This window comes from Pigmentiphaga litoralis, assembly GCF_014651835.1.
Lineage (GTDB): Bacteria > Pseudomonadota > Gammaproteobacteria > Burkholderiales > Burkholderiaceae_B > Pigmentiphaga > Pigmentiphaga litoralis.
Genome location: NZ_BMXQ01000001.1, coordinates 3,666,576 through 3,680,296 on the forward strand (window position 1 = coordinate 3,666,576; position 13,721 = coordinate 3,680,296).

12 protein-coding genes and 1 pseudogene are annotated in these 13,721 nt (G+C 65.9%); 9 read left to right on the forward strand and 4 right to left on the reverse strand.

What is annotated here, in order from left to right:
• Nucleotides 1–98 precede the first annotated feature (98 nt).
• The 3 genes from IE116_RS16740 to IE116_RS16750 all read left to right on the forward strand — a co-directional run bounded on the left by IE116_RS16740 (nt 99) and on the right by IE116_RS16750 (nt 2,916).
• Nucleotides 99–1,892, forward strand: coding sequence for an ABCB family ABC transporter ATP-binding protein/permease (locus tag IE116_RS16740; RefSeq protein WP_229828490.1), 1,794 nt, complete (start codon nt 99–101; stop codon nt 1,890–1,892).
• A 162-nt stretch (nt 1,893–2,054) separates the two neighbouring features.
• A complete protein-coding gene (locus IE116_RS16745) occupies nt 2,055–2,471 on the forward strand; it encodes a MarR family winged helix-turn-helix transcriptional regulator (protein WP_189614713.1) in 417 nt (138 codons plus the stop codon).
• A gap of 49 nt (nt 2,472–2,520) precedes the next feature.
• Complete coding sequence (locus tag IE116_RS16750; protein ID WP_189614070.1) at nt 2,521–2,916, forward strand: tautomerase family protein; 396 nt, start codon at nt 2,521–2,523, stop codon at nt 2,914–2,916.
• Between the two features lie 47 nt (nt 2,917–2,963).
• Here the strand turns inward: IE116_RS16750 and IE116_RS16755 are convergent, their stop codons facing one another.
• Complete coding sequence (locus IE116_RS16755) at nt 2,964–3,623, reverse strand: bifunctional 4-hydroxy-2-oxoglutarate aldolase/2-dehydro-3-deoxy-phosphogluconate aldolase (protein WP_189614071.1); 660 nt, start codon at nt 3,621–3,623, stop codon at nt 2,964–2,966.
• Between the two features lie 91 nt (nt 3,624–3,714).
• Entirely contained in the window at nt 3,715–4,578 is an 864-nt protein-coding gene (locus IE116_RS16760) for a dioxygenase family protein (protein WP_189614072.1), read from the reverse strand.
• A gap of 254 nt (nt 4,579–4,832) precedes the next feature.
• On the opposite strand from IE116_RS16760, the pseudogene IE116_RS16765 reads away from it, so the two are divergent.
• From IE116_RS16765 to IE116_RS16780, 4 genes and pseudogenes are all read left to right on the forward strand, one after another.
• Nucleotides 4,833–6,089, forward strand: a pseudogene (locus IE116_RS16765) (putative DNA modification/repair radical SAM protein); the annotation flags it as partial.
• A 363-nt stretch (nt 6,090–6,452) separates the two neighbouring features.
• Nucleotides 6,453–8,114, forward strand: coding sequence for a UdgX family uracil-DNA binding protein (locus tag IE116_RS16770; RefSeq protein WP_189614074.1), 1,662 nt, complete (start codon nt 6,453–6,455; stop codon nt 8,112–8,114).
• A 114-nt stretch (nt 8,115–8,228) separates the two neighbouring features.
• The gene (locus IE116_RS16775; protein WP_189614075.1) at nt 8,229–9,206 is read left to right on the forward strand and encodes an alpha/beta hydrolase; all 978 of its coding nucleotides are present in this window, start codon (nt 8,229–8,231) and stop codon (nt 9,204–9,206) included.
• Between the two features lie 115 nt (nt 9,207–9,321).
• Nucleotides 9,322–10,359: an alpha/beta hydrolase gene (locus IE116_RS16780; RefSeq protein WP_189614076.1), complete on the forward strand. Its 1,038-nt coding sequence runs from the start codon at nt 9,322–9,324 to the stop codon at nt 10,357–10,359.
• Here the strand turns inward: IE116_RS16780 and IE116_RS16785 are convergent.
• Nucleotides 10,344–11,405 carry a bifunctional nicotinamide-nucleotide adenylyltransferase/Nudix hydroxylase gene (locus IE116_RS16785; protein ID WP_189614077.1) on the reverse strand — a complete coding sequence of 354 codons (1,062 nt, stop codon included), beginning with the start codon at nt 11,403–11,405 and terminating at the stop codon, nt 10,344–10,346. The two genes, IE116_RS16780 and IE116_RS16785, sit on opposite strands and share 16 nt — an antisense overlap.
• A gap of 15 nt (nt 11,406–11,420) precedes the next feature.
• Complete coding sequence (locus IE116_RS16790; RefSeq protein WP_189614078.1) at nt 11,421–12,338, reverse strand: cysteine hydrolase family protein; 918 nt, start codon at nt 12,336–12,338, stop codon at nt 11,421–11,423.
• Between the two features lie 161 nt (nt 12,339–12,499).
• On the opposite strand from IE116_RS16790, the gene IE116_RS16795 reads away from it, so the two are divergent.
• Complete coding sequence (locus IE116_RS16795) at nt 12,500–12,796, forward strand: acylphosphatase (protein WP_189614079.1); 297 nt, start codon at nt 12,500–12,502, stop codon at nt 12,794–12,796.
• A 143-nt stretch (nt 12,797–12,939) separates the two neighbouring features.
• Nucleotides 12,940–13,713 (forward strand): hypothetical protein, encoded by a 774-nt coding sequence (locus IE116_RS16800; protein ID WP_189614080.1) that lies wholly within the window; start codon nt 12,940–12,942, stop codon nt 13,711–13,713.
• The last annotated feature ends 8 nt before the right edge of the window (nt 13,714–13,721 follow it).

Here is a 13,721-nt window from a genome sequence, read left to right on the forward strand (position 1 = left end):
TGACTGCACCTGCAACGAAGGCTGCCAACGCGCCTGCCACCCCGCCCGAGACGCCGGCGGTTGCCGCACCTGCCACCCCCGCCCGTCCCAAAGGCGGACTGGCCACATTACGCACCCTTGCCCCCTATCTGTGGCCCAAAGACGCGCCGTCGCTGCGGGTGCGCATCGTCGTTGCGGTCCTGCTGCTGATCGCCGCCAAGGTCGCCAACATCTACATCCCGATGTTCTACAAGGCGGCCGTCGATGCGCTCGGCGCAAAGGACGCGGCCCTGATCATCGTGCCCCTGGGCGCCATTCTGGCCTATGGCGGCGCGCGGGTGCTGACGCTACTGTTTTCCGAACTGCGCGACGCGGTGTTTTCCAAGGTAGCGCAGCATTCGATTCGCGCGGTCGGACTGAAAGTGTTCCGGCACCTGCATGCGCTGTCCTTGCGCTTTCACCTGGCCCGCCAGACCGGGGGGCTGACGCGATCCATCGAACGCGGCACCAAAGGCATCGAGACGCTGCTCTCGTACATGCTGTTCAATGTGCTGCCGACACTGTTCGAGATCGCCCTCGTCACCATCATCCTGTGGCGGATGTTCGATGGCTGGTTCGCGCTGGCAACGCTGATTACCGTCACGCTGTACATCGCGTACACGCTGCTGGTGACCGAGTGGCGCACCAAGTTCCGCAAGCAGATGAACGAGACGGACTCGGAAGCGAACACCAAGGCCGTCGACAGCCTGCTCAACTACGAGACGGTCAAATACTTTGGCAACGAAGCGCACGAAGCGCGTCGCTACGATGGCGCGCTGCAAAGCTACGAGCGCGCGGCGGTCAAGAGCCAGACCAGCCTGTCGCTGCTCAACGTGGGCCAGGCCGCCATCATTTCGGTGGGCCTGACGGTCATCATGTACATGGCCGCGCGGGGCATTGCGGCCGGCCGGCTGACCATCGGCGACTTCGTGCTGGTCAACACCTACCTGCTGCAGCTGTACCAGCCGCTGAACTTCTTCGGCTTTGTGTATCGCGAGATCAAGCAGTCGCTGATCGACATGGACCGCATGTTCGAGCTGATGGCGGTGGACTATGAAGTCGCCGACAAGCCGGGCGCGCCGGCGCTGGCCGTCACGGGCGCGACCCTGGAATTCCGGGACGTGCACTTTGGCTACGACCCGCGCCGCGAGATCCTGAAGGGCGTGTCGTTTACGGTGATGGCGGGCAAGACCACGGCGGTGGTGGGTTCGTCTGGCGCGGGCAAGTCGACGCTGAGCCGCCTGCTGTTCCGCTTCTACGATGTGGACCGTGGCGCGATCCTGATCGATGGCCAGGACATCCGCGATGTGACGCAGGGCAGCCTGCGCGGTGCGATCGGCATCGTGCCGCAAGACACCGTGCTGTTCAACGACACCATCCTCTACAACATTGCCTATGGCCGTCCGGGCGCGTCGGTGGAAGAGGTGGAGAACGCCGCGCGCCTGGCGCACATTCACGAGTTCATCCTGGCGATGCCCGACGGCTACAAGACCGTGGTGGGCGAACGCGGGCTGAAGCTGTCGGGGGGCGAAAAGCAACGCGTCGCGATTGCGCGGACCATTCTGAAGCAGCCGGCCATTCTGCTGTTCGACGAGGCCACCAGCGCGCTCGACACGCATACCGAACGCGAGATCCAGAACAATCTGCGCGAAGTCAGCCGCGGCCGCACCACGCTCACGATCGCGCATCGGCTGTCCACCATCATCGACAGCGACGAAATCATCGTGCTGGATGCCGGTACGGTGATCGAACGCGGCCGGCACCATGAATTGCTCGCCGCCGGCGGGCGCTATGCCACGATGTGGCGGCGTCAGCAGGAAGCGGCGTACGCCGCGCCCAAACGCGATCTGGAAGGCGCGTCGCCGGCGGTGTGATCGAAAAGGGTGCTGCTGCAACGGGTGCTGCTGCAACGGGTGCTGCTGCAACGGGTGCTGCTGCAACGGGTACCCCGGCACCTGTCGCGCGGTGCGCCCGACAACGTGTTGCAACACGGCAAGACAAGTTGCATAGCGAATCATTTGGCGTATGATGCGGTCATGTTCGATCACTGCCTCTACTTCAACACCACTGCCCTCGCCCGCACCCTGGAACGCGAATGGACCGCGGCGTTTCGCGACGTTGGCGTCACGCCGCCGCAGGGTTTCATGCTGCGGATGGTGGTGGCCCAGCCCGGCCTGCTGCAAAGCGAGCTGGCTGACGGCCTGGCCATTTCGCGGTCCACCGCCACCCGCACGCTGGACGGCCTGCAGCGGCTGGGGCTGATCGAACGGCGGCCCACCGGCAACGACGGGCGCGAACTCGGCATCCACCCGACGGCGACGGCAAAGCGCATGGTCACCGCGCTCAATGCCGCCAGCGCCAAGGTCACCGCACGTTTGAAAGAACAGCTGGGCGAACGCGTGTTCGACCGCACCGTCGCCGGCGTCAAGGCGGTCAAGGCCAAACTGGCCTGACCGTTTTTTTTATCCAGATAGTTGTATAGCGAATCACTTGGAGCCAACCATGCCTATCCTGAACGTCAAGATCTCCGGCCCGCGCCGGTCCGACATCGTGTCACAGGTGTCCGCCATGCTGCTTGAACATACGTCGGCCGTGCTGGGCAAGAAGCGCGAGGTGACGGCGATCACCTTTCAGTTCATTGATCCGCAGGACTGGATCATTGCCGGCCGGCCGCTGAGCGAGCAGGGCCTGGCCAGCTTCTACCTGGACATCAAGGTGACGGACGAGACCAACACCAAGGACGAAAAGGCCCGCTACCTGAAGGCGGTGTTCGAGGGGTTCGGCCGCCTGCTCGGGCCGGTGCATGACGAGAGCTACATCTACGTGGAAGACGTGCGAGCCGCGTCCTACGGATATGGCGGCACGACGCAGGAATACCGGTATCAGCACCCTGCGTGATGCTTGCCGGGTCAGGCGTCCAGGGTGATGCGTCCAGGCGCCTGCTTTTACTTCACGCCCGCTTCGGCCAGCACCTGCCTGACCTGCGCCACCAGCGCATCGGTGTTCTGCTGCGCCAGCGCGTCCTTGTCATACAGGTTGCTGCCGATGCCGACGATGTCGGCGCCCGCCGCAAAATACTGCGCCATGTTCTCGCGCGACACGCCGCCGGTGGGGCAGAAGAAGGTATCGCCGAACACCGCCTTCAAGGCAGACAGATGCCCCGGCCCGCCCGAGCTGGCCGGAAAGATCTTGACGACGTCGGCGCCCGCCGCGCGCGCGGCGATCACTTCAGTGGCAGTGAACGCGCCCAGCATGCTGATGGCGCCGGCTGCGGCAGCCAGTTCCGCCACGTCGGGCACCACGCCCGGCGCAACCAGGAAGTCGGCACCGGCTTCCAGCGCCAGTCGGGCCTGGTCGGCGTCGAGCACGGTACCCACGCCGATCAGCACATCGTCACGTCCGGAAAGACGGCTGTCGGCGCGCACGGCCTGCAGCACGTCCAGCACATTGGGAATGGTCCACGTCAATTCGATGGCGCGGCAGCCGGCGCGCAGGGCCACCTGGGCGGCGTACAAAGCGGTCGCGCTGTCGTGGTAGCGCAGGACCGGAACCACGCGCGCGGCGCGCAGCAGGTCCCAGCGCGGCAAGGTGGCATGGGTCGGCATGTCGGAATCTCCAGCGGGAACGGAAGGACCTAGCATAGCCCACCGCCCCCGCCGGACCTGGCGCGCCCGCGGGCGCCCTGCCCTTCAAGGTTCAGGCCGGCTGCAGATGAAAGTCGAAATGCACGCGGGTGTGCTTGCCAGTCACGCCCAGCGACGCGACGTCGTCCGTGCGATCGCTCGGGTCCAGTTCGACGATCAGGCCGTCGCGCGTGGCAAAGGCGAAGTCGTCCTGCAGATAGGCGTCACCCGGAATGTTGATCTGCGTGGTCAGCGGACGCTGGCCGTCGCCGGTCACCAGGAAGTGGATGTGCGCCGGACGCTGGCCATGACGGCCCAGGCGGTCCAGGATCTGTTCGGTCGGGCTGCCAGGCGGCACGCCGTAGCCCGACGGCACCAGGCTGCGAAAGCGGTAGCGGCCCTGCGCATCGGTGCGCAGGCGGCGGCGCAGGTTGAATTCGGATTGCGTGGGATCGAAGTGTGAATAGCCGCCCTTGGAATCGGCGTGCCAGACATCCACGATGGCATGGGCCAGCGGCTTGCCGTCGGCGCCGTACACCACCCCGTCCATGACCAGCGTTTCGCCCACGTCGGTGCCGTCATCCAGACGCGCTTCATAGTCGCTCAGCGGCGCGTTGGCCACGTACAGCGGACCTTCGATCGCACGGGGCGTGCCGGACGCCACGCCTGCGCGTTCGTCGGCCTGGTCGGCCAGGATGTCCAGCAGACGGTCGAACCCCAGACCCGCCGTCGCCAAGCCGACCTGCTGGGCGGCCCCGAGCTCATTCAGCCATTTGACCGCGGCCCAGAACTCCGCCGGTTGCACCTGCAGGTCTTCAATCGTGCGAAACAGGTCGGCAACGATGCGGTTCACGATCTGACAGGTGCGGGGGTCACGCTCGCCGGTCTGCGCAGCTTCAAGCGTGGCAAGCAGGTCTTTGGGGGAATACTCAGCCATGCGGGTCTCCTGGGTGTGTTGGAAGTGTTCCGGGCAATCTCCGCGAGTGTCTGCCCGTCCCCTGAATTCGTCCAAGACCGATGGGGTGCCCTTCCATACCCAAAAGGTATGCAAACTGCGTGCGTGGCAGGGCGTGAGGGCGTGTAAATGCCTGAACTATCGCCGTGCTCAAGCGTCTGAAAAGAGCCTGCAACAGCAGCCGCCGGTTGCAAAGTGTATTGGCGTGGGCGCTTCAAGGACTGTATATTCGTACAGTGGAAACGATCAAGAAACTGGCCATTCTGGCCGACGCGGCAAAGTACGACGCGTCCTGCTCCTCCAGCGGCACCGAAAAGCGCAATTCGATCGGTGGCCGCGGCATTGGCTCGACCGAAGGCGCCGGAATCTGCCACAGCTACGCGCCCGACGGCCGCTGTATTTCGCTGCTCAAGATCCTTCTTACCAACTACTGCATCTACGATTGCCTGTACTGCGTCAATCGTGTCACCAGCAATGTGCCGCGTGCACGCTTCAACGTACAGGAAGTGGTGGACCTGACGCTGGACTTCTACCGGCGCAACTGTATCGAAGGGCTGTTCCTCAGTTCCGGCATCATCCGCAATCCCGACTACACCATGGAACAGGTGGTGGAAGTGGCGCGGATCCTGCGCGAAGACCACGATTTTCGCGGGTACATCCACCTCAAGACCATTCCCGACGCCAGCCCCGAACTGCTTGAAAAAGCCGGCAAGTACGCCGACCGCCTCAGCATCAATATCGAGCTGCCCACCGTGGATGCGCTGCATTCGCTGGCGCCCGAAAAAGACAGCGCCGCCATTCGCCGGTCCATGGCGCGCCTGCGCATCCACATCGATGATGCGAAAGAAGCGTCCCAGGCGTCCCGGCCCATATCCATGGCCGGGGTGTCCCCCTCGCGCGTCAAGCCGGTGCGTTTTGCGCCGGGCGGCCAGAGCACGCAAATGATCGTGGGCGCCGATGCCGCCGACGACCGCACCATCCTGACCACCAGCGCCACGCTGTACGGGTCGTACCGGCTCAAGCGCGTGTATTACTCCGCCTTCAGCCCGATCCCGGATTCGTCCAACGCCCTGCCCCTGAAAGCGCCCCCCATGGTGCGCGAGCACCGCCTCTACCAGGCAGACTGGCTGATGCGCTTCTACGGCTTTGCGCACGACGAGATCGTGCCGACGGGCGATGGCATGCTGGCGCTCGACATCGATCCCAAGCTGGCTTGGGCACTGGCCCACCGCGAGCAATTTCCGGTGGACCTGAACAAGGCCCCCAAGGAAATGCTGTTGCGCGTGCCTGGCCTGGGCGTCAAGACCGTGCTGCGCCTGCTGCAGACGCGCCGCGTACGACGCCTGCGCATGGACGACCTGTTGCGCCTGCATGTGCCGCTCAAGAAGGTCATGCCCTTTGTGTCCGTGATCGACCATCACCCGGGCAACACGCTGGACGCCGCCAACCTGGCGCAGCGCTTGCGGCCGCCGCCGGTGCAGTCGTCCTTGTTCGATGCGGCGGCGGGGGTGGAGATGGACGAAGCGCAGGCAGCGGCCGCGGCGTTGCCTGTGTTGCCGGCCGGCATGGCTGCCGCGGCGGTGGATCTTGCGGGTCTGAAGTCGTGGGGCATCGATGACACCGTGCCTGCGCGCGGCTCCCGAGATAAAGGTGCGGAAACGTGCGAAGCATCCACCATGCATGCGTTGCTCGAGCGCAATACCGAAACCGCGCCGCCGCCCTGGGCATTGACACCCCCCGCATCGCAACGGCCAACGACGCCGCCTGCCGCAGCGGCCGCACCTGCACCACGCCGTCGCAAATCCACGGTCGTCAACGAAGCCGCCGAACAGACGGCCGACCTGTTCGGTTGACGCATGGCAGGCGGATTTTCGGGGGATCTGTTTGACGCGCCGCTCGGTGATGGGGCTCTGAGTCAGGGGCCGGCGTCGTCTGACCCTGGCGCCGGCGGGCAGGCCAATACCCCGCGCGTCATCACCCTGGATTCCCAGGTCGACCTGGCGGGCTTTCGCCGCAACGCGCGCGCCCTGCTTCGCGACATGGTTCCGCCCGAAGCCGTGAGCTGGCAGGTGCGCGACATCGCCACGTCGGACCTGTTCACCGAGGTGATGCCCGAGGATGGCGCTGCAGATGCCACCGCAGCGGATGGCGCTGCGGCATCGACCCCCGAAGCCAGCCGGGCCTCGGCGGCTTCCGGCACCCACGACGCCCCCGCGCTCGACATTCGCGTCCCGGCCGACTTCCTGACCCTTTGCAAGACCGCGATCTTGCACAGTGCGCCGCAACGCTTTGGCGTGCTGTACCGCCTGCTGTGGCGCCTGGTGCGCCAGCCGGAGCTGCGTCACGACACGCTCGATCCCGACCGGGTCTATCTCGAAAACCTGGCCCGCGTCGTGCGGCGCGACAAACACAAAATGACCGCATTCGTGCGTTTTCGCACGGTGCACGACGACACGTCGGATCAGCCGCTGCACGTCGCGTGGTTCGAGCCCGACCACCATATCGTCGAAGCGACCGCGCCCTTCTTTCAGCGCCGCTTTGCGCAGATGCGCTGGGCCATCATGACCCCCGAGCGGTCGGTGCAGTGGGACGGCAAGGCGCTGTCCTTCGGCCCGGGCATGCGCCGCGATCAGGCCCCGCCGGCCGACGCGGGCGAGGCTTTGTGGCTGACCTATTACGAAAATATCTTCAATCCGTCGCGCCTGAAGGTCCAGGCGATGAAGAACGAAATGCCACGCCGCTACTGGCATAACCTGCCCGAAGCGGTGCTGATCGAGCCCCTGGTTGCCGAGGCAAGCCGCCGCAGTGCCGGCATGATCGCGCAGGCGCCGACTGCGCCCCGCAAGCCGCGCCCCGTGGTGACGATGACGCACGCCCCGCGCGACGGGGCGGCCCTGCCCAGCCGCGGCATGTCGTTGCCCGAGTTGCACGACGCCGCCCAGCGATGCCGCGCCTGCCCGATCGGCCACTCGGCCACCCAAGTGGTATTCGGTGAAGGCCGCACGCCTGCGCGGCTCATGGTGGTTGGCGAGCAGCCCGGCGACTATGAAGACCTGCAAGGCAGACCCTTCGTGGGTCCGTCGGGCCAGTTGTTCGAACGCGCGTTGACCCAGCTGGGATGGTCGCGCGACGCGCTGTATGTGACCAACGCCGTCAAGCATTTCAAGTTCGAATTGCGCGGCAAGCGCCGCTTGCACAAGACGCCGGCGCAGGCCGAAGCCGATGCCTGTCTGCAATGGCTGGAAAGCGAGATCGAACTGGTGCAGCCGCAGGCCATCATTGCGCTGGGCGCCACGGCGGCCCGGTCCTTGATGCGGCATCCGGTGGCGGTCACGCGGGAACGCGGGCAGTGGCTGCAGCGCGCGGATACGCGCCCGGTGCTGATCACCCTGCATCCGTCGGCGTTGCTGCGCATGCAGGACGGCGACAAGGACGCTGCCTTCCGCCAGTGGCTGGAAGATCTGGCGGTCGCGACCCCCTATGCGATGCGCCCGGGCGACGCCGAACGGGTGCCCTGACGTCTTGAGTCAGAATCGCACCCTGTAGCGCAGGGTGCGCTTGTCGTATGTCGTGCCGACCCGTGGCCGCTTCTGGACCTGGGATGTGCCGGCAAGTTACCGGGGATGCTTTTGATGTTCGCCACCGCTCGACCCTATACCTTCACAGTGAGCCTGCTCGCGATGATCGCAGTCTGCCTGCCTTTGCAGGGCGTCAACGCGGCCGAGCCGGGCGTGGCCGCCGCGGCGCCTGCGTCTGCTGAAGCGGCGTCCAAGGCGGATTCGGCCGTGTCCGCGCCGTTGCGCACGACATCAAACCAGCCGGCGATCCAGGAATTTGTCCTGACATCCCGCGACGGCCAGGACTACCAGATTTCCATTTCGGCCCCGCCAGACAAACCGCCACCGTCCGGCTTCGGGGTGATGCTCGTGCTCGATGCCAACGCCTACTTCGGCACGGCGGCCAACGCCATGGAATTGATACGCCAGTTCCCCCTGGTGCCGGAAGGCGGCAAGCTGGTCGAAACCGCGCCAACCTTGGTGGTCGGCGTCGGCTACCCCAAGGGGCAGGTCATCAACGGTGTCCGGCGAACGCGGGACTTCCTGCAGCCTGCGCGCAATCCGGCGTCACTCGAGCGGCTGCGCGGTCCGGAGCCAGGCGGCGCCGACGCGTTCACGGCCTTCCTGACAGGCGACTTGCGCGATGCCATTGCGGCACGGTATCCGGTCGACGGCCGGCGCCAGACGCTGGCCGGGCATTCCCTGGGCGGCTCTTACGTGCTGCACGTGTTGGCGACCCGACCCGAGGCGTTCCAACGCTATGTCGCGGTCAGCCCCGCCGTCTGGTGGGACGACAGTCGCATTCTTGCCGATCTGGCAAAGGCCAGGTTCGGCAACGCCAGGGTGATGTTGGTCATGGGCCAGGATGAATGGCCCGGGTGGCCCAACGGATCCACCGAGATGCTGGACGGCGCGCGCGCGGTGCGCCAGGCGCTGTTGACCGCGGGCTTGCCTGCCGACGCCCTGCGTTACGTCGAAATCCGCGACCAGGATCACATGACCACGCCCTTTGCCGTGATGCCCATGGCCACCCGGTTTTCGGCCCTGCCCTGACCCAGGCGACGCCTGCCGTTTCTCCCCGAATAGCCCCACATTTTCTCGGGAACAATATCTGCTGAGTGCGGGCGTATGGCCGCACGCGCGGCCTCCCTTTTTCCTGGAGCATCACATGAGTCTGGTCGACACCTTGAAGTCTGTCGTCGGCATGGATCCAACCAAGCATGCCGACCCGGACATGTTGACTGTACTGGATGCGCTCAAACGCCTGGAGCCCAAACCCCTGCAAAGCCTGGAGGCGCCCGAAGCCCGCCGCCAGCCCGGTCCGGCCGACGCGGTGCGCAAGGTCATGCTGGAGCAGGGGATCTCGCCGCCGCTCAGCGACGTGATCACGCAGGACATCTCGATCCCGGGCCCGGGCGGCAGCAATGCCGCCCGCGTGTATCGGCCCGAAGGCATCGGCCCCTTCCCCGTCATCTTGTATTTCCATGGCGGCGGGTGGGTGATCGGCGATATCGAGACCTACGACGCAACGCCCCGCGCGATCGCGACACTGACCCGCTGCATCGTGGTGTCGGCCCACTACCGGCAGGCGCCGGAACAGAAATTCCCGGCCGCGCACGCGGACGCCAATGCCGCCTATGACTGGCTGCTGGCCAATGCCGCCACGCTGGGCGGAGACGGCCACCGTGTCGCCGTGATGGGGGAAAGCGCCGGTGCAAATCTTGCAATCAACGTTGCCATCTACGCGCGCGACTACGACCTGTTGCCGCCGGCCCACCAGGTGCTTGTCTACCCGGTGGCGGGCAACGATACCGGCACGGCCTCGTATCACGAAAATTCCAATGCCCGGCCGCTGAGCAAGGACATGATGCTCTGGTTCATCGAGCAGGTGGTGCGCACTCCCGAGGACAAGAACAGCACACTGATCAATGTGCTGGCCGCGGACCTGAAAGGCCTGCCGCCCACCACGGTGATCACCGCCGGCATCGATCCGCTGCGGACCGATGGCGAAAAACTGGTCGAGCGCCTGCGTGAAGCCGGCGTGCCGGTGGAGCATCAGAACTACGAAGGCGCCACCCACGAGTTCTTCGGCATGGCCACCGTGGTGCAGGCTGCAAAGCATGCCCAGGCCACCGTGGCCGCCAAGCTCAAGGCGGCGCTGGGCGTGCCCGACACCGCGCCGGCCGCAGGTTACGTGGTCAGGTAGCCTGCCCCGGCATCGGTGATGCCAAGAAAGTGGTCCAGCATGTGGAAGTGGTCGTCGTGGAAGCGGTCTTCCATGGACGCCAGATCGGCGATCGCCACCCACTGCGCAGACGCGGCGTCATCGCCGCCTCGCACTTCAGGCAGCTCGTCGCTGTCCAATTCGAAGTAATGGGCATGCGTGATGATCCGGCCGCGCTGGCTGCGGTCCGGATGATCGAACACCGCCACATTGCGCAGGGCCTGCGCCAGATCGCTTTCCAGCAGGCCCAGATGGGTTTCTTCGCGCAGTTCACGCACGGCCGATTGATAGACCGTCTCACGCGCTTCCAGAAACCCCCCCGGCACCGCGAACAGGCCCTTGCCCGGGGCCTGCCCGCGCTGGATCAGCAGCACGTGGTCCTTGCAGCGCAGGACGGCATCCACCGTCGTGAACACGGGCGGATAGGGTGCCATGGCCCACTCGGCCTTGTAGGCCCGCAACGTGCGCCATTCTTCGGACAGGGGGAGCAGGAAGGGCAGCGCCAGCCAGGCACGCAGAAAGCCCAGCGTCCCGGCGGGCACATGCGGCGCCACCACCGCCAATGCCGCCGCCGGATCCTCCTTGCCCTGGAACAGCGCGTCCCGCAAATGCACAGCGTCGATGGCGCCCATCCGATCCTGCGGCATCAGGTTCCAGCCCGGAAAGCGCCGCAGGTAGTCGCTGGTCGCATCCTTGAAATGGCCAATCAGGCCGATCCGCGCGCCCTGGCCGGCGATCTTGCCGACCTCGCGGCGCACCGCAGCGACCCATCGCGCATCGTCGTAATAGTCGCGCATCGACACAAACACCACGCGCGCCTGCTGCTCGGGCGACAGGTTCAGGTTGATCATTGCGATCCGTTCGTCACGCGTGAAGGGGTTGCGCGGCGTGCGGGCCTGGTGGCAAGACCCCAGCACCACCACACACCGTTCACCCCGTTGCAGGGCCTGTTGCAGAAGGGCCAGGTGCCCCAGGTGGAAGGGCTGGAACCGCCCGATATAGACCGTCAGGTCATGTTCATACGTCATGCTGTCCTCGATTCATCAAGACGCGGCCGTCAGAACGCCCGCCAGTGCGTGACTGTCGGCAAGGTGCACGCCGCGTGCCCGCATGGCCGCCAGGAACGCCGTCTGCGCCGATTCGAACTGACCGACCGGGCTCATGCAATCGGTCACCAGCACCATGCGCTGCGCACGGTCGGCGGGCAGGTAGTCCAGCAGATGTTCCGTGGTGGCCTTGACGCAATGGCTGCCCGCTTCCCCCGCCAACACCAGCACATCGGCCGCTGCCGCCCAGTCCACCAGCGCCTGGTTCACCTGCGTGCCCGGATCGGTATCGTCGGGCACTTCGGCCAGCACCGCACTGTAATGTTCCGTCCACGCATTCATGCCCTTGCGCCACGCCTTCGACTGCTTGCCTGTTGCGGCTTCCCACCTGCTCACCGCGTCGCCCACCCAGGCGTGCACCTGGTGGCCCCAGGTGCCCATCTCGCAATGCACGGGCCACACCATCAGGCGGTAGCGGCCACGTCGTTCCAGCTCATCCAGATAGGTCAGCGCGCGCGGCAGCGATGCGGGATCCCGTGGAATCACGGTGCCGGACCGGACATCGGCCGCCGTCACCTCGGTGAACGGCGCGACATCGCCGCCATCGCCCCGCTGCCAGAAGGGCGGATGTGCAATGTCGAGCCGGTGGTGGCTATCCAGCGTGATGCCGATGGCGGTCAGCGTCGTGCCCAAGGCATCGATCACGCCAGCGAGCCGCTGCATGTCCGCATGCGCCCCTGGCACCGGCAGGCTGGGCGCCGCGCCGGACGGGATGGCGTCGGCAGGGAGGTCGCAGAAATCGTTCTGCGGATCGATGACGAGCAGGCGGATGTCGGGGCGGGCCGCGGATCGGACATCGGATCGGACAGCAGATATGGCTGAGGCGGTTGCAGACGCAGAGGCAAGATCAGGCATGGCGGCAGGCAATCAAGGCGTGGAAGTCAGGGGCGCGCGGTCGCGGCAAGGGCAACGATAGCGCAAGGCATGCAAGGTGCTGGTGACAGGCGTGCTGGGTACACTACACGACTTCCTTGCAGACGACACCGGGTCGCCTTGGGCTTGCCCGGTCCGCCACCATGAAAAAGATCGATCCTCACACCCCCGTCGAAACTCTCAAAGTCCACGTCACCGGCCGCGTCCAGGGCGTCGGCTACCGCCTTGCCACCGTGCGCCGCGCCCACCTGATCGGCGCCCGCGGCTGGGTGCGCAACAACGACGACGGCTCGGTCGAAGCACTGGTCCAGGGCTCGCCCGACCAGGTCGACCAGATGCTCGAATGGCTGCGGCAAGGGCCGCCCGGCGCGCGCGTCATCGACCTCACCACCGAGACGCAGTTTTCCGACCGGCGATACGAAAAATTCGAGCAGAACTAAACCTTTTCGGCGGGCGACACGCCGGGTAACAACTCGGCCTCGGCCGGCGACCCGGGCGGGCATTCGGATCGCGGTAAGGTAAGGCGGGCTGTCGAGCGCACACGCGCGTTCGACGGCCCGTCTTGTCCTTGCTACCGGTGACCATGTCCAACCCGTTCTTCTCTCCCCTCAAAGACGAGGATTCCCCCTTTCCGCACTACGCGCAGGTAGGTGATGGCGTAGCGCTGAGCGCGGAGATCGGCCTCTTGCCGTCCCTGCCCCGCCGCAAGTGGCTCAAGCTGCTCAATAGCACCCTGCCCGTGGCCATGCCCGCGCTGCCTGAATCAGCGGTGGTCTACACCGCGCGCACCGAAAGCCGCTTCGGCTACGAAGAGCGCACGTCGGTGCTGACCGGCTACTTCGACACGCCCGAAGGCGAAGCGCAATTCACCGCCTATCTGGCAGCGTTGCACGACGCTGCGCAATCGTTGTCGCCCGCCGCGCGTGAACGCTGCCGCGAAAACCTCGAAGCATGGGACATTGCGCTGCTCGTGGCCGACGACGAGGCCGAAGACGGCGCGCGCGAAATCCCGTTGATGGCGCTGAGCTTCGACGAACTGGAACGCGTGCTGGACTACCTTGACGCGCCGGTGACCGACACGCCCGTGGTCTGGTCCTTGCCCGCCGCGCCTGCCGACGCAGCCGGTGTCGACGCGGCGCCCAGTGCCGTGTTCGGCGAAAAAACCGTTGCGACCGGCAACGTTGTCGTCATCCACTACATCGACTTCGACGAATACGAAGGGCAGGCCGTCTCGCCAGATGGCGAGCCGACGCTGCATCAAGTCGAGGTGGACCGTGGATGGCTGCGTGAAGTGCTGAGCGCCACGATCCGGCGGACGCGCGAACGGATCTGGCGGCTGACTCAGTCGTTGGAGTGAGATTCATC

Coding starts and splice junctions, on each gene's coding strand:
- IE116_RS16775 (WP_189614075.1), top strand. CDS start 8,229: ATGTTCGCCACCGCTCGACCCTATACCTTCACAGTGAGCCTGCTCGCG.
- IE116_RS16790 (WP_189614078.1), bottom strand. CDS start 12,338: ATGCCTGATCTTGCCTCTGCGTCTGCAACCGCCTCAGCCATATCTGCT.
- IE116_RS16785 (WP_189614077.1), bottom strand. CDS start 11,405: ATGACGTATGAACATGACCTGACGGTCTATATCGGGCGGTTCCAGCCC.
- IE116_RS16755 (WP_189614071.1), bottom strand. CDS start 3,623: ATGCCGACCCATGCCACCTTGCCGCGCTGGGACCTGCTGCGCGCCGCG.
- IE116_RS16760 (WP_189614072.1), bottom strand. CDS start 4,578: ATGGCTGAGTATTCCCCCAAAGACCTGCTTGCCACGCTTGAAGCTGCG.
- IE116_RS16770 (WP_189614074.1), top strand. CDS start 6,453: ATGGCAGGCGGATTTTCGGGGGATCTGTTTGACGCGCCGCTCGGTGAT.
- IE116_RS16750 (WP_189614070.1), top strand. CDS start 2,521: ATGCCTATCCTGAACGTCAAGATCTCCGGCCCGCGCCGGTCCGACATC.
- IE116_RS16780 (WP_189614076.1), top strand. CDS start 9,322: ATGAGTCTGGTCGACACCTTGAAGTCTGTCGTCGGCATGGATCCAACC.
- IE116_RS16745 (WP_189614713.1), top strand. CDS start 2,055: ATGTTCGATCACTGCCTCTACTTCAACACCACTGCCCTCGCCCGCACC.
- IE116_RS16795 (WP_189614079.1), top strand. CDS start 12,500: ATGAAAAAGATCGATCCTCACACCCCCGTCGAAACTCTCAAAGTCCAC.
- IE116_RS16800 (WP_189614080.1), top strand. CDS start 12,940: ATGTCCAACCCGTTCTTCTCTCCCCTCAAAGACGAGGATTCCCCCTTT.